13 protein-coding genes are annotated in these 20,786 nt (G+C 69.0%); 9 read left to right on the top strand and 4 right to left on the bottom strand.

Annotated features, from left to right (window positions below; all coding sequences use genetic code 11):
• Positions 1-42: 42 nt before the first annotated feature.
• Positions 43-1,188: an aldo/keto reductase gene (locus GCU53_RS20565; RefSeq protein ID WP_152389244.1), complete on the bottom strand. Its 1,146-nt coding sequence runs from the start codon at positions 1,186-1,188 to the stop codon at positions 43-45.
• Positions 1,189-1,393: 205 nt separating this feature from the next.
• Between GCU53_RS20565 and GCU53_RS20560 the strand changes: the two genes are divergently transcribed.
• From GCU53_RS20560 to GCU53_RS20550, 3 genes are all read left to right on the top strand, one after another.
• Positions 1,394-2,284 carry a DUF6685 family protein gene (locus GCU53_RS20560; protein WP_244306890.1) on the top strand — a complete coding sequence of 297 codons (891 nt, stop codon included), beginning with the start codon at positions 1,394-1,396 and terminating at the stop codon, positions 2,282-2,284.
• Positions 2,285-2,303: 19 nt separating this feature from the next.
• Entirely contained in the window at positions 2,304-3,329 is a 1,026-nt protein-coding gene (locus GCU53_RS20555; RefSeq protein WP_152389242.1) for an alpha/beta fold hydrolase, read from the top strand.
• Between the two features lie 249 nt (positions 3,330-3,578).
• The gene (locus GCU53_RS20550) at positions 3,579-3,953 is read left to right on the top strand and encodes a hypothetical protein (RefSeq protein ID WP_152389241.1); all 375 of its coding nucleotides are present in this window, start codon (positions 3,579-3,581) and stop codon (positions 3,951-3,953) included.
• A gap of 33 nt (positions 3,954-3,986) precedes the next feature.
• Here the strand turns inward: GCU53_RS20550 and GCU53_RS20545 are convergent, their stop codons facing one another.
• Entirely contained in the window at positions 3,987-8,855 is a 4,869-nt protein-coding gene (locus tag GCU53_RS20545) for an NAD-glutamate dehydrogenase (protein WP_152389240.1), read from the bottom strand.
• A 377-nt stretch (positions 8,856-9,232) separates the two neighbouring features.
• Here GCU53_RS20545 and GCU53_RS20540 point away from each other — a divergent pair, with 377 nt between their 5' ends.
• Genes GCU53_RS20540 through GCU53_RS20515 form a run of 6 tightly spaced genes read left to right on the top strand, consistent with a single transcriptional unit; the run spans position 9,233 to position 16,019 of the window.
• Positions 9,233-10,192, top strand: coding sequence for an AAA family ATPase (locus GCU53_RS20540; RefSeq protein WP_152389239.1), 960 nt, complete (start codon positions 9,233-9,235; stop codon positions 10,190-10,192).
• The gene (locus GCU53_RS20535) at positions 10,193-11,146 is read left to right on the top strand and encodes a DUF58 domain-containing protein (RefSeq protein ID WP_152389238.1); all 954 of its coding nucleotides are present in this window, start codon (positions 10,193-10,195) and stop codon (positions 11,144-11,146) included.
• 5 nt (positions 11,147-11,151) lie between these two features.
• Entirely contained in the window at positions 11,152-11,646 is a 495-nt protein-coding gene (locus GCU53_RS20530; protein ID WP_208845348.1) for a DUF4381 domain-containing protein, read from the top strand.
• Positions 11,639-12,646 (top strand): vWA domain-containing protein, encoded by a 1,008-nt coding sequence (locus tag GCU53_RS20525; RefSeq protein WP_152389236.1) that lies wholly within the window; start codon positions 11,639-11,641, stop codon positions 12,644-12,646. The genes GCU53_RS20530 and GCU53_RS20525 overlap by 8 nt, the downstream gene beginning before the upstream one ends.
• A complete protein-coding gene (locus GCU53_RS20520; RefSeq protein ID WP_152389235.1) occupies positions 12,643-14,385 on the top strand; it encodes a VWA domain-containing protein in 1,743 nt (580 codons plus the stop codon). Before GCU53_RS20525 ends, GCU53_RS20520 begins: the two co-directional genes overlap by 4 nt.
• On the top strand, positions 14,382-16,019 hold the full coding sequence (locus tag GCU53_RS20515) for a BatD family protein (RefSeq protein ID WP_152389234.1): 1,638 nt from the start codon (positions 14,382-14,384) through the stop codon (positions 16,017-16,019). The genes GCU53_RS20520 and GCU53_RS20515 overlap by 4 nt, the downstream gene beginning before the upstream one ends.
• Before the next feature lie 425 nt (positions 16,020-16,444).
• Here GCU53_RS20515 and GCU53_RS20510 read toward each other — a convergent pair whose 3' ends face one another.
• The gene (locus GCU53_RS20510) at positions 16,445-17,941 is read right to left on the bottom strand and encodes an acetyl-CoA hydrolase/transferase family protein (RefSeq protein WP_152389233.1); all 1,497 of its coding nucleotides are present in this window, start codon (positions 17,939-17,941) and stop codon (positions 16,445-16,447) included.
• 179 nt (positions 17,942-18,120) lie between these two features.
• Positions 18,121-20,778, bottom strand: a complete 2,658-nt coding sequence (gene pepN / locus GCU53_RS20505) for an aminopeptidase N (protein ID WP_152389232.1) — start codon at positions 20,776-20,778, stop codon at positions 18,121-18,123.
• Positions 20,779-20,786 lie beyond the last annotated feature (8 nt).

Below are 20,786 nucleotides of genomic sequence, written 5' to 3'. Positions count from 1 at the left end.
GCGCAGGCCGCGCCCTTCCGGCCCGGCTGGCCGGGCGGCATCTCAGGCCAGGCTGGGTACCGGCGCGTTCTGCGCGATCAGTTGCTCGCGCCTGAGGGTTTCCCAGAACTCGTTGGGGATCGCGACCTGCATCGACTGCACGTTGGCCTGCGCCTGCTCGGGCGTGCGCGCCCCAGGAATGACGGCCGATACCAGCGGATGGGCGGCGGCGAACTGCAGGGCGGCGGTGCGCAGGTCGATGCCGTAGCGGTCGGCGACCGCCGTGATCCGTTCGCGCTTCTCCGGCGCCCAGGCCGGAACGCTGCCGGAATACAGGTAGCGGTCGCGCCCGGCCAGATAGCCGGCGAGCAGCGGCGCGCCCACCACCACCGAGATATCGCGCTTGGCGAGCTGCGGAAAGGTGTTGTCCAGGGCTTCCTGATGATCGAGCAGCGAGTACTGGCAGGCCAGCAGGAAGATGTCCGGGTCGCCGACCTCCAGTGCCCGCAGCGCCGGCGCGGGATGGTTGACGCCGAAGCCCCAGGCCTTGATCAGCCCCTCCTCGCGCATCCGGGTCAGCTCCGGGATCGCCCCCCTGGCTGCCTGCTCGAAGTATTCGGCCCAGCGCTCGCCCATGTCCTGGTTGTCGGGCGACAGGTCGTGGATGAACACGATGTCGATCTGCGAGACGCCCAACCGCTGCAGGCTGTCCTCGATCGAGCGGCGCACCCCGTCCGCGCTGTAGTCGTAACGGTAGGTGAACGGCGAAGGCTCTGCCCACATGGTTTTCGGCGGGCTGTCGGTTGCGGTCAGCAGACGGCCCACCTTGGTCGACAGCACGTATTCCTCGGGCCTCAGGTTGTGCAGGAAATGCCCGAAGCGGCGCTCGCTGAGGCCCAGGCCATACCAGGGCGAGGTGTCGAAGTAGCGGACTCCGGCCGCGAAGGCGGCCTGCAGCGTGGCCCGGCTCTGCTCGTCGCTGGCCGGCGCGAAGCCATTGCCGATGGCCACGCCACCCAGGCCGATGCGCGAGAGCGGCCGGAACCTGCCGCCGGCGACCGGCGCATTGGTCGGTAGCGGCCCGCTGCCCGGCTTGCCCCGGGTCGGCATCAGCGAGCCACTGTCCTGCGCCGTCGCGAGCAGGGGCGAAGCCGCCAGCACGGCGGCTCCGGCCGCGGCGGCGGAAAGAAGTTGGCGGCGTGTGCTCATGCGAATTCTCCCCCGGAAGCCGAACTGTCGATCGATATGAAAATCCCTGCGTCTTCCGACAGCAAAACCGCGAAAAATTCGTCGGCGCCGTCTCCTCCGGGGAAAGGCGCGGTTGCAGGATTCGATGCCGTCGCTCAGGGTAGGCACCTGCACAGTCATCTGCCACACTGCCTGTCTTGCCAGCCTGTCAATGGATCGTCCCAGCATGTCTTTCCTGCCACCAAGCCTCGTCGCACTTGTCCAGCGTCTGGGTCTGGGGAGGCGCACGCCGCGTCAGCTGCTGCAGAAGGCCCGCGCGCTGCGCCTGCCTTTCCAGCCGTTGCCGCCGCTTCAGGAAAGCATCTGGTGGCAGGCCGATCCGCCCCTGCACCGGCTGGTCGAGCTGCCGCGCGACGCCCTGTCCGGCCCGGTCCAGGAGGACAAGGCAGCTGCCCGCGACGTGCTGATGCATCTGGTCGAGCAGGAGCAGCGCAGCCTGGACGGCATCGACCTGCGCCAGGTCGACGGGCTGGTCGGCAAGGACCTGCAGGCCCCGCTGTACGACGGCCTCGAAGCCTACAGCGCGACGCCCGAATGCCGCGCCGTGCGGATCATCAGCTACAACGACTTCGTGCGCACCCTCGGCCAGGCCGTGCCCGGCTTTCCCGAAGCCGGGCGCCTGCAGCTGCGCCAGGCCGAGTGGCGCGGCGAGCGGCTGTTCTGGGCCGGCGAGCCGCAGCACCTGCCGGCCTTCGCCGCCGCCGTCGCCTATGCCCGGCGGCGCGGCCTGGAGATCGTCCTGCCCGCCGAGCTGACCTGCTACCGCTTGAGCGAAAGCGGCCTGGCCGGCCTGCGCCGGCGCTACCACGTGCTGGCCATGCCGGCGCAGGCCTGGAGCGATCCGGCCTTCATGGGCCTGCTGCTCGACCAGGGCATGCCCTATGCCCGCCTCGCCCTGCTGCGCCGCAGCGGTGCCCCCGAATTCCTCCTGCTGCCCCGCCGCCACCCGGCGGCCAACGCCCTCGGCGAAGGACTCCGCCAGGCCGGCGCCCCGGACGTGAGCGACTTTCTCGCCGGCCTGCCGGCGGCCGTGGAGCGCGCTCCCGGCAGAGCCTGAGCCCCACCGCCCCAAGGAGATGTCCATGAAGGAGCTGTCCCCGTCCCGCCGGTTCTACCCCGTCCTGCTGTCCCTGGGCCTGCCCGCCGCCATGGCGGCCGAGCCTGCGCTCTACGGCCCCGAGCTGGAAGGCTTCGACTATCCCCACCCGGTCCACTACTTCACCCTCGAGTCCCAGGGCCAGTCGCTGAAGATGGCCTACATGGACGTGCAACCGGCCGAGCCCAACGGCCACACCCTGGTCCTGCTGCACGGCAAGAACTTCTGTGCGGCGACCTGGGAAGGCAGCATCGCCGCCCTGACCAAGGCCGGCTACCGGGTGGTGGCGCCGGACCAGATCGGCTTCTGCAAATCCAGCAAGCCTGCGCACTACCAGTACAGTTTTCAGCAACTGGCGGCCAACACCCGGGCGCTGCTGGAATCCCTGGGCCTTGCGCGCTACAGCCTCATGGGCCATTCCATGGGCGGCATGCTCGCCACCCGCTTCGCCCTGCTCCATCCGCAGCAGGTGGAGCGCCTGATACTGGTCAACCCGATCGGCCTGGAGGACTGGAAGGCGGTCGGCGTGCCCTACCGCACGGTGGACCAGTGGTACGCCCGCGAACTCGAGACCAGCGCCGAGGGCATCCGCAACTACCAGCTCAGCACCTATTACGCCGGCCAGTGGCGTCCCGAGTTCGACCGCTGGGTGGAGATGCAGGCCGGCCTGTTCCAGGGGCCGGGCAAGCAGCGCGTGGCGTGGAACTCGGCCCTGACCTACGACATGATCTACACCCAGCCGGTGTACTACGAGTTCGAGCAGCTGAAGGTGCCGACCCTGCTGCTGATCGGCGAGAAGGACAACACCGCCATCGGCAAGGACGCGGTATCGGCGGAGCTGCGTCCGCTGCTCGGCGACTACCGGCGGCTGTCCTGGGAGGCGGCCAAGCGCATTCCCGGCGCCACCCTGGAGACCTTCCCCGACCTCGGCCATTCTCCGCAGATCCAGGCGCCGGAGCGCTTCCACGAGGCCCTGCTGCAACAACTGGCCAAGCCCGTCGAATAGGAGCCGCTGCAGAGGCTGCCATGCGGGCGGCCCGGTCCTGCTCCATAACGCAAACCCGGCCCTGGTCCAGCTGCAGGCAATAGTTTCCCGAGAGATTGGTCAAACCTTTTGCTCGTCTCCCGGTCGTAGATACGTCCGCCACGAGCTGCTTGGCGGAATGCGGACACCGGCCGCGTCCGATCACCTGAACGCGGCCGCTGTCCGTCGGAAGCTCCGAAATGGACTGAGCACGACAAGGAGATGTTTGCAATGGTCAGAAAATGGCGACAGACCGGCCTGCCCTTCAGATTCAGGCCGGCCAACCGGATCATGGACGCTCCGCCCGCCCCGGCAGGCGACGGAGCCCCCAGGGAAAGCGCCACCCTCGCCAAGCTGTGCGCCCTGGTGGTCGATTTAACGCGCGGCAAGCGGGTATGGGTGAGCCCGGAGGAGCGGGAGGCGCTGTCCCCGATGATCGACCTGGGTTATCTGCAGTGCGACAGCGGCTTTCAGGACTCCACCACCCACGTCCTCTGCCACTGCTCGCACCCCACGCTCTTCGAGTTCTATTTCTTCTACCGCTGGCTGCCCGAGCACGGCCAGCGCTTCCGTCCGCGGCGGGAGCCGCCCACCCGGAACCACTGAGCCCCTCTCGCTGGCCCGGGCAGCGGGGCCGCATCAGGCCCCGTCTCCTCCACCACGTGCGCCGTTCTGCGCCAGGTCCGCCAGCTCGCGATTGGCGACCGCGAACATTGCGTAGTCCGTGCCGCCCACCGCGCGCAATTCGCCCAGCGTCGTCCGCCAGCGCTCGACCGCCGGCTGGCTCTGCTCCAGCCAGAGCGCCACCCGTGCCTCGACGTCTTCCGGGCCGCCGACCATCTGCAGCAGGGCAATGGTAATGGCGCGCTGCTGCCCGTCCATGTCGTCGCGGAACGCCTCCCGCGCCAACGCCTGCCACTGGTTCTCGACCGGCAGGTTGGTGATCTGCTGCAGGTACCAAGGCAGCTCCAGGGCACCGCCGACGGCGAAGTGCGCAGCCGCCACCACCGCCGGCTCGCGCCCGGTGACGTCGGCCGCCTCGAGGATCGGCAGCAGGGTGTAGAGGTAGCCGGTGCCGGCGACCAGCCGCGCCAGTAGCTCGGGCACCCCGGCCTCGGCATAGGCGCGGTAGCGCAGTTGCCATTGCTTGTGGGTACTGCCTTCGAGCAACTCGCCGAGCTTGAGACCCAGGGCAACGATCCGCGGCCCAAAGTGCGCCACGTCGCGGGCGGCGTCCAGCTCGCCGCGGCGGTTGCGCAGGAACCAGCGGGTGGCGCGCCGGCCCAGGCGGGTCAGCTCGTCCATCAGGGTCAGCTGCAGCTCGGCGGGGACCTGATGGTCCAGCGCCTCGATCTGCCGGAACCAGTGCGACAGATGAAAGATGTCGCGGACGATCACATAGGCCTCGGCCACCGCCGCGGCGTCCATGCCGGTGGACTCCTTGAGGCGCTGCACGAAGGTGATGCCCATGTGGTTGACCAGGTCGTTGGCGATCTGCGTGGCGACGATCTCCCGGCGCAGCCGGTGGCTGCGCATCCGCTGCCCGAAGCGCTCCACCAGCAGCGCCGGGAAGGCGCCCTCCATGTCGCGGATCAGGTAGTCGTCGTCCGGCACCGTGGAGTCCAGCAGCGACTCCTTGAGGTCGATCTTGCTGTAGGAGATCAGCACCGCCAGCTCCGGGCGGGTCAGGCTGGTGCCGTCGGCGAGGCGCTCGGCGAGCTGCTCGTCGCTCGGCAGGAACTCCAGGGCGCGGTCCAGCCGCCCGGCGTGCTCCAAGGCGTCGATCAGCCGGCGGTATTCGCCCGGATGCAGGCGCGCGCGGCGCTCGGCCAGGGACAGTGCCTGGGTCTGCTTGTAGATGTTGTTCAGCACCAGCTCGGCCACCGCATCGGTCATCTCGTGGAGCAGCCGGTCGCGCTGCTTGCCGGTCATGTCACCGGCGGCGAGCACCTGGCCGAGCAGGATCTTGATGTTCACCTCATGGTCGGAGCAGTCGACCCCGCCGGCGTTGTCGATGAAGTCGGTGTTGCCGGCACCACCGTTCAGGCAGTACTCGACCCGGCCGAGCTGGCTGAAGCCCAGGTTGCCACCCTCGCCCACCACCTTGGCGCGCAGCTCGCTGCCATTGATCCGCACCGCGTCGTTGGCCTTGTCGCCGATGTCCGCGTGACTCTCCTGACTGGATTTCACGTAGGTGCCGATGCCGCCGTTCCACAGCAGGTCGACCCGCGCCCTGAGCAGGGCACTGATCAGCTCGCTGGGGGTCAGCCGCTCGGCGGCGATGGCGAAGCGCTCGCGCATCTGCGGGCTGATCCGGATGCTCTTGGCACTGCGCGGGAACACCCCGCCGCCGGGCGAGATCAGCGCCGGGTCGTAGTCGGCCCAGGTCGAGCGCGGCAGCTCGAACAGCCGGCGCCGCTCGGCAAAGCTCTGCGCCGGGTCCGGGTCGGGGTCGACGAACACGTGGCGGTGGTCGAAGGCCGCCAGCAGGCGCACGCTCTGCGACTGCAGCAGGCCGTTGCCGAACACGTCGCCGGACATGTCGCCGATGCCGATCACGCTGATCGGGTCCTTCTGCACGTCGATGCCGCGCTCGCGGAAGTGGCGCTGCACGGCGACCCAGGCGCCGCGGGCGGTGATGCCCATCTTCTTGTGGTCGTAGCCGCTGGAGCCACCGGAGGCGAAGGCGTCGCCCAGCCAGAAACCGTAGTCGGCGGCGATGCCGTTGGCGATGTCGGAGAAGCTCGCCGTACCCTTGTCGGCGGCCACCACCAGGTAGGGATCGTCGCCGTCGTAGCGCAGCACGCTGCCCGGCGGCACCACCTCGTCCTCCTTGAGGTTGTCGGTGACGTCCAGCAGGGCCGAGACGAAGATCCGGTAGCAGGCGATCGCCTCGGCCTGGGTCTCGTCCCGGCTGCCGCCGACCGGCAGGCGCCGCGGCACGAAGCCGCCCTTGGCGCCCACCGGCACGATCACCGCGTTCTTCACCTGCTGGGCCTTGACCAGGCCGAGCACTTCGGTGCGGTAGTCCTCCTCGCGGTCCGACCAGCGCAGGCCGCCGCGGGCCACTTTACCACCCCGCAGGTGAACGCCCTCGACGCGCGGCGAGTAGACGAAGATCTCGAAGCGCGGCACCGGCCGCGGCAGCTCGGAAAGGGCTCGCGGGTCGAGCTTGAGGCTGAAGTGGCCCTTGGCCCGGCCAGCGGCGTCGGGTTGGTAGAAGTTGGTGCGCAGGGTGGCCTTGATCAGCTCCAGGTAGCGGCGCAGGATGCGGTCCTCGTTGAGCACCTCGACCTTGTCGAGGGCGCCGAGGATGGCCTGCTCCAGGCGCTGCTGCTTGTCCTCCAGGTCCTCGCCGGCGATGCGCCGCGCCAGGTAGAAGCGGGTACGGAACAGCCTCACCAGTTCGCGGGCGATGTCGCTGTGGTTGAGCAGGGTGGCGGCGACGTAGCCGAGATCGAAGCCCAGGCGGACCTGCTTGAGATAGCGGGCGTAGGCACGCAGCAGGGCGACCTCGCGCCAGGGCATGGCGGCCTTCAGCACCAGGCGGTTGAAGGCATCGTTCTCGGCGTCGCCGCTCACGATGTGGATGAAGGCGTCCTGCAGGGTGTCGTTGAGCTGCTGGAGGTCCACCTCCACCCCAGCGGCACAGGTGAAGGAGAAGTCGTGAATCCAGAACTCGCGGCCGTCGCGCCGGCGCAGCTGGAAGGGAAACTCGCCGAGCACGCGCAGGCCGAGGTTCTCGAGGATCGGCAGCACGTCGGACAGCGGCAGCGGGGTATCCGGATGGTAGATCTTGCCGTGCAGCTGCTGGTCGCCCTGGCGCAGCGGCTGGTAGAAGCTCATCACCAAGGACTGCTCGTCGCCCAGGGACAGCAGGTGCTGCATGTCGACCACCGCCGAGTGGGGGGCGAAGCGCTCCCGGTAGCCGGCCGGAAAGCCCTGCGGAAAGTCCGCCAAAAGGCCGGTGCCCTGGGCCTCGCCGAAGCTCTCCACCATCAGGCTGGCGTATTCGTCCCGCCAGGAGCGGCAGGCCCGGATCATCTCCTGCTCCAGGCGCTGCGGGTCGAAATCCAGCCGCACCTTGGGGTCGACGCGCAGGATGAACTGCACCCGCGCCAGGATGGATTCGGAGAAATACACCCAGAACTCGCAGTCGCTGGCCTTCAGGCGCTCCATCAGCAGCTGCTGCATCTTCTGGCGGATCTCCGTGGAGTAGATGTCCCGCGGCACGTAGGCCAGGCCGTAGACGAAGCGCCCGTAGGGGTCCTTGCGCAGGAACAGGCGCAGGCGGTTGCGCTCCTGGATCTGCACGATACTGATCGCGGTGCGCAACAGCTCGTCCAGAGGCGTCTGGAACAGGTCGTCGCGCGGCAGCACCTCGAGCACCTGGCTGAGTTCGCGGGCCAGATGGCTGCTGCTGTCGAAGCCGGCGCGCCGCTCGATCTCCGCGGCCTTGCGGCGGATATAGGGGATGTGGCGGACGCTCTCGTTGTACACCGAAGCGGTGTACAGGCCCATGAAGCGGTACTCCCGGATCACCCGGCCGGCCTCGTCCAGCTCGCGCAGGGAGATATAGTTGGGATAGGCCGGGCGGTGCACCCGCGCCGGCTGCGAGGCCTTGGCGAAGGACAGCAGCAGCGGCTCGCGCAGGTAGCTGAGGGCATCCGGCTCGATTTGCAGCCAGGCAGGATCCAGCCCCGTGCGCAAAAGCTTGCTCAGGCCCAGCAGGGAACGCTCGTCGTAGACGACGCGGCCACCACCGTCCGGGGTGTCGGCCACGGTGAACTCCTCGTAGCCGAGGAAGGTGAAATGGTCCTCCAGCAGCCAGCACAGGAACACCTTGATCTCCGCCAGCTCCTCGGCGTCCACCGTCAGCCGCGCCCGCCCCAGCCAGTCCAGCAGTCCCCGTACGCAGGAGGTCATCGGCTCGAAATCGGCGACCGCCAGACGCACCTCGCCGAACACCTCCTGTAGCGCCCGCTCCAGCGCGCGCTGCTCGCCCGGGCTGGCGCAGCGGTCGATCTCGGCGGAAACCAGGGCCTCCCGGCGCGTGCCCTCGCCCTGGCTGCCAGGCGGCAGGATCTCCAGCAGCTCGCCGACGGTGTTGCGGCGCACGCAGAACACTCCGCCCTGCAAGCTGTGGATACCATGGCCATGGCGGTTCAGCTCGATGCGCAGCGAGTCGACCAGAAAGGGCATGTCCGGATGCAGCACCTCGACCACGCTGTGGCTGGACAGCCAGCCATGCTTCTCGTAGTCGGGGTTGAAGACCCTCACCTCGGGCCGCGCCGGATCGAAGCGCTCGAGCAGCCGCCAGGCCGACAGGGTGCAGCCGACCAGGTCGGACAGCCGCCGCTCGGTCAGCTCGTCGAGGGCGGTCATGGCGAAGAACCGCTCGGCGAACAGCATCACCTGGGGCATCAGCCGCTCGTCCAGATGCGCCCCCAGGGCTGCCTGCAACTGCACCAGGAAGTCGGCCTTGCTGTCGGCCGTGAAAAACGCCATGGCTCGTACTCCTTGCAATGTCCCTGCATGCAGCATAGGCGGCCCCGCTTCCCGCATGCCGGCACTGCAGGGTGCCCGGCCGTCCGTGCCGGGTGCCTCGTGCCGATCGGCCGCACCTTCGGCGCCGCCGTGCTCATCTACAATCGCCTCGATGCGTCCGAGCCGGCCACGTCCCCGGCAATCGATATCGCGGCCACGAAGGTGCCCCCCTCGTCGCAGCGGACCGGGAGGCGCCGGGGCGGGCAGCGCAGGCGGCCTGCACGACCACCGGCCGGCCTGGCCATCAGTACGGCAGCGCAACGCCATGTTTTGTTTTAAAGTGGCGCCCGCTGCCCCGCGGCAGCCAAGACCTGCGGTCCTTTTGCGGAAGTAGAGAGATGGATCACCGAGAAGCGCTAATGGCACTGCGGCAATACCTGGCCGGCCAGATCCTCGGCCAGGAAAAGCTGATCGACCGTCTGCTCGTCGCCCTGCTCGCCGATGGCCACCTGCTGGTCGAGGGCGCTCCCGGCCTGGCCAAGACCAAGGCGATCAAGGACCTGGCCGAGGGCATCGAGGCGGAGTTCCATCGCATCCAGTTCACCCCCGACCTGCTGCCGGCGGACATCACCGGCACCGAGATCTACCGCCCGGAAACCGGGAGCTTCGTCTTCCAGCAGGGGCCGATCTTCCACAACCTGGTGCTCGCCGACGAGATCAACCGCGCCCCGGCCAAGGTCCAATCGGCGCTGCTCGAGGCGATGGCCGAGCGCCAGGTGTCCATCGGCCGGCGCACCTACGAGCTGTCGCCGCTGTTCCTGGTGATGGCCACCCAGAACCCGATCGAGCAGGAAGGCACCTACCCGCTGCCCGAGGCCCAGCTCGACCGCTTCCTCATGCACGTGAAGATCGGCTTCCCGGACGCCGCGGTGGAACGCAAGATCCTCCAGCAGGCCCGCGGCGAGGCCCTGCACGGCGAGACCAAGCCCGAGCACCGGCTCAGCCAGCAGGCGATCTTCGCCGCACGCAAGGAAATCCTCGGCCTGTACATGGCCGATGCGGTGGAGGAATACCTGGTGCAGTTGGTGATGGCCTCGCGCACGCCGGCGCGCTTCGACGCCGAGCTGGGCGAGTGGCTGACCTACGGCGCCAGTCCGCGCGGCTCCATCGCCCTCGACCGCTGCGCGCGCGCCCATGCCTGGCTGGCCGGGCGCGACTTCGTCAGCCCGGAGGACATCCAGACGGTACTGTTCGACGTGTTGCGCCACCGCCTGATCCTCTCCTTCGAGGCCGAGGCCGCCGGAGTCGACCAGGACCGGGCCATCCAGCGCATCCTCGACGTGGTGGCGGTGGCCTGAATGCACCCGCAGGCGGCAGGCGGGCCGCGCCCGGCGGCGGCTCCGGACGGCATCCGGGTGAGCCTGGGCGAACTGATCGAGACCCGCCACCGGGTGCGCGAGCTGCAGCTGTTCTCCAGCACGGTCCGCCGCAGCGTGCTGCTCGGTGCGCACCACTCGAGGCTGCGCGGACGCGGCGTGGACTTCGACCAGGTGCGCGTCTACCAGGCCGGCGACGACGTGCGCAACATCGACTGGCGGGTCACCGCGCGCAGCCAGGAACCGCACACCAAGCTGTTCCACGAAGAGCGCGAGCGGCCGATCTTCATCCTCGTCGAGCAGAGCCGGCAGTTGTTCTTCGGCTCCTCGCGACAGTTCAAGTCGGTGCTCGCCGCCCAGGCCGCGGCGCTGATCGGCTGGGCCGCCCTGGAGCACAACGACCGGGTCGGCGGGCTGGTGTTCGGCAGCAGCGCCCCCCACGAGATCAAGCCGCGGCGCAGCAAGCAGAGCCTGCTGCAGCTGCTCAACCGCCTGGTACGCGCCAACCATGCCCTGCACGGCGAACTGCCGGACGAGCCGGACAGCTTCGGCCTGGCCCTGCGCCGCGCCCGCGAGGTGCTGCGCCCGGGCAGTCTGGTGGTGGTGCTGTGCGACGAGCGGGCGCTGTCCGACACCGCCGAGCGCCAGCTGCTGCTGCTCGGCCGGCACAGCGAACTGCTGCTGCTGCCGCTCTCCGATCCCCTTGACCACGCCCTGCCCGCCGCCGGCCTGCTGCGCTTCGACCAGGACGGCGCGCAGCTGGAGCTGGACACCCACGACAGCGAGCTGCGCCAGGCCTACCGGGCCCTCGGCCAGGTGCGCCAGGCACGCTGGGAGCGCCTCGCCGAGCGCCTCGGCAGCCTGCTGCTGCCACTCAGCACCCAGTTCGAACTGATCGAGCAGCTGCGCGAGCGGCTGCAGCCGCGCCCGGTATGACAACCATGAACCCGCTCGACCGGCTGCAGCCGCTGATTTCCCCGCCGACCGTGCCCTGGTGGCCGCCGGCCCCCGGCTGGTGGCTGCTGGCGCTGGTCGCCCTGGCCTCGCTCGGGGCCTTCTGCTGGCTGCAGTGGCAGCGCCCGCGGCGGCGCAGCGAACCGGCGGCGCCGCCGCAGGCCCTCGATCCGCTGCGCGTCGCCGCCCTGGAAGAGCTGGCGCAACTGCGCAAGCCCTACGACATGCCTGCCGGGCCCTGGCTGCAGCAGCTTAACGCACTGCTCAAGCGCCTGTGCCGCGCCCACTACCCGGACAGCCACAGCCATACTCTGAGCGGCCGCGCCTGGCTGGCCTATCTCGACAGCCGCTGCCCGGCTGCCGGCCTGACCCGCTGGATGATTCTCGTGGAGGGCGGCTACCGCGCCGAATGCCGGCTCGACGACAAGGCCATCGACGGCCTCTACCAGGCCGTGGAAACCTGGATCCGCCGGCATGTTTGAATTCGCCTGGCCCTGGGTCTTCCTGCTCGCCCCGCTGCCCTGGCTGCTGCGCCTGCTGCTGCCGCCGGCCGACAGCGGCGAGGCGGCGCTCCGGGTGACCTTCCTCGCCGAGCTGGAAAGCCTCAGCGGCCGCCGTGCCCGCCTGCGCCTGCCGGGCTGGCGGCAACAGGCGCCGTTCGTCCTGCTCTGGCTGCTGCTGCTCTCGGCTGCCGCCCGCCCCGAATGGGTCGGCGAGCCCCGGCCGCTGCCGACCAGCGGCCGCGACCTGCTGCTGGCGGTGGACGTCTCCGGCTCCATGGAATACGCCGACATGCAGTGGCAGGGCGAAACCATCAGCCGCCTGGAACTGGTCAAGCGCCTGCTCGGCCAGTTCATCGAGGACCGTCAGGGCGACCGTGTCGGGCTGATCCTGTTCGGCAGCCAGGCCTACCTGCAGGCCCCGCTGACCTTCGACCGCCAGACCGTGCGCATTTGGCTGGAGGAGGCCATGATCGGCATCGCCGGCAAGAACACCGCTCTGGGCGATGCCATCGGCTTGGCGCTCAAGCGCCTGCGCCAGCGACCGGCGCAGAGCCGCGTGCTGATACTGGTCACCGACGGCGCCAACACCGCCGGGGAGATCGACCCGCAGGTCGCAGCCCGCCTGGCCGCCGGGGAAGGCGTACGCATCCACACCATCGGCATCGGCGCCGATCCCCAGCAGGACGGCCTGCCCGGCCTGCTCGGCCTGACGCCCGGGCTGGACCTCGACGAGCCGAGCCTGCGCACCATCGCCGCAGAGACCGGCGGCACCTACTTCCGCGCCCGCAGTACCGAGGAGCTGAACGCCATCGAGGAAACCCTCGACCGCCTTGAGCCGGTCGCCCAGACGCCGACCCAGGCGCGCCCCGCGCGTCCGCTGTATGCCTGGCCGCTGGCCACGGCGCTGCTGCTCAGCCTGCTGTCGGTAGCGCGCACCCTCTGGCCGCCGCGCGCCCGTCCGGGAGGATCACGCCGATGAACGTCCTCTGGCCGCACTGGCTGCGCCCCGAATGGCTGCTCCTGCTGCCCCTGCTCGCCTGGCTGCTCTGGCGGCTCTGGCACCGCGAACGACGCGCCGGACGCTGGGAGCTGCTGCTGCCGCCGGCCTTCCATGCGGCGTTGCTCGGTGCACGCGCCGGACGCGGCAACCGCCTGCCGTGGATCGCCCTCGGCCTGGCCTGGCTGCTCGCCCTCGTCGCCCTGCTCGGCCCGAGTTGGCAGCGCATCGAGCAGCTCCCCCTGAAGCGTGCCGATCCGCTGGTGGTGCTGCTCGAGCTGACCCCGAGCATGCTCGCCGGCGACCTCGCGCCGAACCGCCTGGCGCTGGCCAGGCACAAGCTGCTCGACCTGCTGGAGGCGCGCCAGGAGGCGCAGACCGCGGTGGTCGTCTACGCCGGCAGCGCGCACACCCTGGTGCCGCTGTCCGACGACCTGGAGACCACCCGCAACCTGCTGGATGCCCTCGCCCCGCCGATCATGCCGGTCGCCGGGCGGCGCGCCGACCTCGCCGTGGCCCGCGGCCTGGCCCTGCTCGAACAGGGCGCCCGGGGCCGCGGCCAACTGCTCTTGATCGGCAGCGAGCTGGACGAGCGGGAACGCCAGGGCATCGCCCGGGCGCTCGGCGGCGACGGCGAACGCCTCGCCATCCTCGGCATCGGCAGCCCCGGCGGAGCGCCCATCGCCCAGGAAGACGGCAGCTTCCTCAAGGACGAACAGGGCGCCATCCTCCTCGCCCAGCTGGACAGTGCCGGGCTTGCGCGCTTTTCCGAAAGCCTCGGCGGGCGCTACCAGAGCGTCAGCCTGGACGACCGCGACCTTCATCGGCTCGGCCTGCTCCAGGGGCCGCAGCTGCTGCGCGAGGGCGAAGAGACGGCGCGCCTCGATGCCTGGGCCGATCAGGGCCACTGGCTGCTGCTGCCACTGCTCCTGCTGGCGGCCTGCGCCGGCCGGCGCGGCTGGCTGCTGGCCCTGCCCCTGCTGCTAGGTCTGCCCCAGCCCGGCCAGGCCTTCGAGTTCACCGACCTGTGGCTGCGCCCCGACCAGCAGGGCCGCGTCCTGCTCCAGGCCGGCCGGCCGGAGGACGCCGCACGACGCTTCGAAGACAGCCAGTGGCAGGGCCTGGCCCTCTACCAGGCCGGCGACTACGCCGCCGCCGCCGAGCGCTTCGCCCTGGGCCGGGGTGCCGCCGCCCACTACAACCGTGGCAACGCCCTGGCCCGGGCCGGCGAGCTGGAGGCCGCGCTGGACGCCTACGAGCGCGCGCTGGAACTGCAGCCGGCCCTGGAGCCGGCGCTGCACAACAGGGCCCTGGTCGAGGAGTTGCTGCGTCAGCGCCAGCAGCAGGGTCAGCAGCCCGGGGCCGAGGGTACTGGCGAACAGCAGCAGGCGCAGTCAGGCCAGGACGGTCCGTCCGGGCAGAGCGGCGGGCAGAACGACAGCCAGGCCGACGCACCGGCGCCGCAGGCGTCCGAGGATGCCGGCCCGAATGACGCGACGGCACAACCGGGCGCCCGCGGATCGGCGCAAGGCGAAGCGCAGGCCACGGGTGACGCAGCGCCGGAGTCCGACCCGATCGCCACGGCCGCGCCCGAGCCCTTCGCCGACGAGCACCGCCAGGCTCTGGAACAGTGGCTGCGCCAGATTCCGGACAATCCCGGAGAGCTGCTGCGGCGCAAATTCTGGTATGAACAGCAACAGCACCGGGAAGCCAGTCCATGATCCGCCCGTTCTGCATCCTTCTGCTCTGCCTGCTGGCCTGGACGGCCCTGGGCGAGGAATTCACCGCCCGGGTCGACCGCACTCGCCTCGGTACCGGCGAAACCCTCGAGCTGACCCTGGAAAGCAGTGATCCCGCGCCTCTCGGCAAACCGGACCTGAGCCCCCTCGAGGAGCACTTCGAGGTGCTCGGCACCCGCCAGGTCAACCGTCCGAGCAGTACGACCGGGGACTTCCGCAACGCTACCCACTGGATCGTCACCCTGCAGCCCAGGCGTCCCGGCCAGCTGACGATCCCGCCCCTGCGCCTGGGCGACCGCCAGACCCAGGCGATCGTCCTGCACGTGCAGCAAAGCGCGGTCGAGACCGCCCCGGCCAGACTGGCGTCGGTGTTCATCGACGCCACCCTTGACCGGGAAAGTGTCTACGTGCAGGCCCAGGTCGTGCTCACCCTGCGCATCTACCACTCGGTGTCGCTCTACGACGACAGCAGCCTGAGTCCGCTGCAGATGACCGACGCCCGCGTCGAGGCGCTCGGTGCGCCACGCACCTACGAGACCACCGTCAACGGCGTGCGCCACGGAGTGATCGAAGTGCGCTACGCGCTCTTTCCCCAGCACAGCGGCGAACTGCTGATCCCCGCCCAGGCCTTCACCGCCACCGAGGTCAGCCGTACCCCGGACCGCAACGGCCTGCTGCCTTTCGGCCCGCACAGCGGCCGGCAGATCCGCGTCGAGTCGCCGGCCATCCCCCTGATCGTCAAGGCCAGACCGGCCGAATACCCTGCCGACGCGCCCTGGCTGCCGGCCCGCGCGCTCATCCTGAGCGAGAACTGGAGTCCCGCGCCGGAACAGGCGCGGGCCGGCGAGTCGCTGACCCGCCAGCTGACTCTCAAGGCCGACGGGCTGAGCGGCGCTCAGTTGCCGCCGCTGGTCAGCCCGACGGTCGACGGCCTGCGCCGCTACCCCGACCAGCCGCAACTTGCCAGCCAGGCAGGCGAGCGCGGCCTGATCGGCAGCCGCGAGGAGCGCGAGGCCCTGGTGCCGACCCGCGATGGTCGCATCGAACTGCCGGCGCAGGAGGTGGTTTGGTGGAACACCGTTCACGACCGTCTGGAGCACACCCGCCTGCCGGCGCGTACCCTGATGGTGGCGGAGAATCCGGCGCTGGCCGAGGAGCCATCGCAGCCCGGCACTGCTTCCCGCCCCCTGCCGGGGCAGAAGCTCTGGATCTGGCAACTGGCCAGCGCCCTGCTGTTCTGTACCACCCTGCTCGGCTTCGGCCTCTGGTGGCGCGCCCGCCGCCAGCCGGCGGTGCTGCGCAGTGCCATCGTCGGGCCGAGTCCACGCAGCCTGCTCGACGACCTGCGCCGCGCCTGCCAGGCCAACGACACCCAGGCGACCCGCCAGGCCCTCGACGCCTGGGCCCGCCAGCAACCGGAAACCCTGGCCGCGATGGCGGCACGCTTCGTGCCCCTGTCGGACGCCCTCGACGGGTTGAACGGCGCGCTCTACAGCGAGAGCGGCCAGCGCTGGCAGGGCGAGGATCTCTGGCAGGCGATCCGCGATCTGCCGCCGGCCGAGGAGACGGGCACAGCCCCAGGACAGAGCCATTTGCCGCCGCTCTATCCGCGCTGAGAAAGGTGTGGGCAGGATGGCGGCGGGTCTGAAGCCCGCATAGGGAGGCAATTCCGCCGACAGCTGCCGTTTTCATGGCAGACCGCCTTCGCCAGTCGCACCGATCCGCTCCACCCCAGCAATACTGAAGGTGACGGGCGACGGGCTGGACGAGCCAGGTCACCACGACGACTCTGCCTGCCCTCCTGGAGCAGGAACCTTTAGCGCTGTCTGGCAGTTCCGGCGGAAGACATGGCGCAAGAGCGCTTCAGCGCCCCTGCCGGAAGAGTTCATGGAGCGCGGTCGGAGGGTGCACGGCGCAAGTCGTGCAAGTAGGAGCGCAATGCCGCCCGGGCCAGCCACCCTTCGCACCCGGCCCATCTGGCGCCCAAACGAAAACCGCGGCCCGAGGGCCGCGGTTTTCAGGGTCGAGCGAACCTCGGGCGTTAGCCTTTGGCCAGCATGCTGCCACGCTCTTCCAGGTTGATGTGCCACTCCAGGGCTTCGCGCAGGATGTGCGGGGTCTGACCGCCCTTGGCGCAGGCGCGCTCGAAGTAGTCGTTCAGCGCAGCGCGGTAGTCCGGATGCACGCAGTTGTCGATGATGGCACGGGCGCGCTCGCGCGGCGCCAGGCCACGCAGGTCGGCCAGGCCCTGCTCGGTCACCACGACGTCCACGTCGTGTTCGCAATGGTCGACGTGGCCGACCATCGGCACCACGCTGGAGATCGCGCCGCCCTTGGCAATGGACTTGGTGACGAAGATCGAGGTATGGGCGTTACGGGCGAAGTCGCCGGAACCACCGATGCCGTTCATCATCTTGGTGCCGCCAACGTGGGTGGAGTTGACGTTGCCGTAGATGTCGAATTCCAGCGCGGTGTTAATGCCGATGATGCCGAGACGGCGGGCGATTTCCGGCAGGTTGGAGATTTCCTGCGGACGCAGCACCAGCTTGTCCTTGTACTTCTCCATGTTGCCGAACACGCGCTTGCCGCACTCTTCGGAGAGGGTCATGGAGCAGCCCGAAGCGAAGTCCATCTTGCCGGCATCGATCAGCTCGAAGGTGGAGTCCTGCAGCACTTCGGAGTACATGGTCAGGCCACTGAAGTCGGACTTCAGCAGACCGCACATCACGGCGTTGGCGATGGAGCCGATGCCGGCCTGCAGCGGCAGCAGGCTCTTGGTCAGGCGACCGGCGGCCACTTCGCGCTCCAGGAAGGCGATCAGGTGGTCGGCGATGGCCTGGGTCTCGTCGTCCGGCGGAGTGACGGTGGACGGCGAGTCCGGGGTGTCGCAGATGACCACGGCGACGATCTTGGCCGGATCGACCGGAATGGCCTTGGTACCGATGCGGTCGTCAACCTTGACCAGCGGTACCGGACCCCGGCCCGGACGAGCGACCGGGATATAGATGTCGTGCAGACCTTCGAGATTCAGGTTGTGGGCCAGGTTGACCTCGACGATCACCTGCTTGGCCTCGGCGACGAAGCTGGCGGAGTTGCCCACGGAGGTGGTCGGCACGATGTGACCTTCCTCGGTGATGGCGACGGCTTCGATCACGGCGATGTCCGGAGCCTTGATCTGCTTGGAGCGCATCTGCTCGACGGTTTCCGACAGGTGCTGGTCGACGAACAGCACCTTGCCTTCGTTGATCGCCTTGCGCAGGGTATTGTCCACCTGGAAGGGCATGCGGCGAGCCAGGGCCCCGGCCTCGGTCAGCTTCTTGTCCAGATCGTTGCCCAGGCTGGCGCCGGTGACCAGGGAGATCTTGCGCGGCGAGCTGGCGGCCAGCTTGGCCAGTGCCAGGGGCACAGCCTTGGCTTCGCCGGCACGGGTGAATCCGCTCATGCCGACGGTCATGCCGTCCTGGATCAGCGCTGCGGCTTCGTCGGCGCTCATGATTTTTTCAAGCAGGGAGGGCAGGCGAATACGATCAGAATACATGGGAGCTTCCCGGAGTCAGGTTGACGACGAGCCCGAGTCTTATCCATTTGCGACAATTTGGCTTCCAGACGAAAGTCGAAGCCATACCAAGGTCGAATGGACGAAATTCGCCGACGTTGTCCGCAAAGCCATTCCGCGCCCTGCCTTTCCGCTCCCGGGAAAGGCAGGGGCTCTGCTACTCAGAGCAGGCTCTTGCTGACCACTTCGTAGACGTCGCTGGACAGCTCGCCGGAGGCGAGGATGCGCTCCAGCTCGGCCCTCATCAGTGCCTGACGGGCCTCGTCGTACTTGCGCCAGCGAGTCAACGGCGCCAGCTGGCGGGCGGCGATCTGCGGGTTGAGGGCGTTGAGCATGATCACCTGATCGGCGAGGAAGCGATAACCCAGGCCGTCGGCGCGGTGGAAGTTGACATGGTTCTGGTTGGCGAAGGCGCCGATCAGCGCACGCACCTTGTTCGGGTTCTTCAAGGTGAACGCCGGGTGCTCCATCAGCGCCTGCACGCGCTCCAGGCCGCCGGGCAGCGGGCAGCCGGCCTGCACGCCGAGCCACTGGTCCATGACCAGCGGATCGTCCTGGAAGTAGTCGGCGAACAGGGCCAGCGCCTTGGCCTTTTCCTCCTCGAACGGCGAGTTGACCAGTACCGCCAGGGCGGCGAGGCGCTCGGTCATGTTGTCGGTCGCCTGGTACTGGTCCTGGCAGGCCGCCAGCACTTCCGGCCTCTCGCTGAGCATCAGGTAGGACAGCGCGATGTTCTGCAGGGCGCGGCGGGCGAAGTGCTCGGCCGAAGCGACATAGGCGCTGCTGCGCGAGATTTCGCGGTTGGCCTGGTAGCGCTGCCAGAGCGGCTCGTACAGCGCACTGGCGATCTCGCGGCGGGCGAACTCCCGGGCCGCATGGATGGCATAGACGTCGGCCACCTCGCTGATCTCGATGAGATAGGCCTCGCCCGGCAGGGAGAGCATCTCGGCGACCATGGCCTGATCCAGGGTTTCGTTCTCCAGCACGCTCTTCAGCGCCACGAGCAGGCGCCGGTCGAGCACCATGGATTCGCCGCGCTGCTGCTGGCCGACCAGCTCCTGCAGCACCTGCACGGCGAGCTGCTGACCGGCCTCCCAGCGGTTGAAGCCGTCGGAGTCGTGCTGCATGAGGAACATCAGCTGGTCGCGGCTGTAGGGATAGACCAGCTTGACCGGCGCGGAGAAACCGCGCAGCAGCGACGGCAGCGGCCGCTCGGGCAGATCGGTGAAGGTGAACGACTGCTCGGCGGCGGTTACCGCCAGCACCCGGCTGGTACCGCATGCCTCGGCCTCGTCGATCAGGCGCAGCGGCAGCTCGCGGCCCTGGCCGTCGAGCAGCGCCAGCGCCACGGGAATCACCAGAGGCTCCTTGTGCGCCTGGCCGGGGGTCGGCGGGCAACTCTGGCGAAAGGTCAGGGTGCAGGTCCCGGTCTTCGCATCGTACTGCTCGGCGACCTCCAGGCGCGGCGTGCCGGCCTGGCCGTACCAGCGCTTGAACTGGGTCAGCTCGACGCCGTTGGCGTCCTCCATGGCCTTGACGAAGTCGTCGCAGGTCACCGCCTGGCCGTCATGACGCTGGAAGTACAGGTCGCTGCCCTTGCGAAAGCCCTCGGCACCGAGCAGGGTGCGCAGCATGCCCACCACTTCGGAACCCTTCTCGTAGACGGTCAGGGTATAGAAGTTGGAGATCTCCATGTAGGAGTCCGGGCGCACCGAGTGGGCCATGGGGCCGGCATCCTCGGCGAACTGGTGGGTGCGCAGGTAGGCGACGTCCTCGATGCGCTTGACCGTGGCGGAATTCATGTCGGCGGAAAAGCCGGCGTCGCGGAACACGGTGAAGCCTTCCTTGAGCGACAGCTGGAACCAGTCGCGGCAGGTCACCCGGTTGCCCGACCAGTTGTGGAAATATTCGTGGGCGACGATCGCCTCGACCCGCTGATGGGCGGCGTCGGTGGCGGTCTCGGCCTTGGCCAGCACGGCGCTGGAGTTGAAGATGTTGAGCCCCTTGTTCTCCATGGCGCCCATGTTGAAGTCGTTGACCGCGACGATCATGAAGATGTCGAGGTCGTACTCGCGACCGTAGGCTTCCTCGTCCCAGCGCATGGCGCGCTTGAGGCTGTCCATGGCGTGCTGGCACTTGTCGATGTTCTCCGGCTCGACATAGATGCGCAGGGCCACCTCGCGGCCGCTCATGGTGGTGAATTCGTCCTCCACGCACCACAGGTCGCCGGCGACCAGGGCGAACAGGTAGGCGGGCTTCCTGAAGGGGTCTTCCCAGGTCGCCCAGTGCCGGCCGTTGTCCGCGCTGCCGCTGGCCACCGGGTTGCCATTGGAAAGCAGTACCGGGTAGCGCTGCTGCTCGGCGGTGAGCGTGGTGGTAAAGGTGCTCATCACGTCCGGGCGGTCGAGGTAGTAGGTGATCTTGCGGAAGCCCTCGGCCTCGCACTGGGTGCAGAACATCTTGCCGGACTTGTAGAGCCCCTCGAGCGCGGTGTTGCTTTCCGGGTGGATGCATACGCGGGTTTCGACGACGAACCCGGCGCGCTCGGGCTGCAGGGTCAGGTGGCTGTCGTCCACCTGGTATTCATGGGCGCCCAGCTCGCGCTCGTCGAGGACGACCGACAGGAGTTCCAGCTGCTGCCCGTCCAGCACCAGCGGCGGCAGGCCGGCGCCATGAGCCGGGTTGCGGCGCATCGTCAGGCGCGCATGCACCAGGGTGCGGTCCTCATGCAGCTCGAAGCTCAGGTGGGTCTCGTCGATCAGGTAGTCGGGCGCCTGATAGTCCTTGAGATAAACGGTTTTCGGCTGTTCGGTACGCATCGTTCGGC

Origin of the sequence: Azotobacter salinestris, from assembly GCF_009363155.1 — a bacterium.
GTDB lineage: Bacteria > Pseudomonadota > Gammaproteobacteria > Pseudomonadales > Pseudomonadaceae > Azotobacter > Azotobacter salinestris.
The sequence above is the reverse complement of the archived record's forward strand: the minus strand, read 5'-3'. Positions and strand labels throughout refer to the sequence as shown.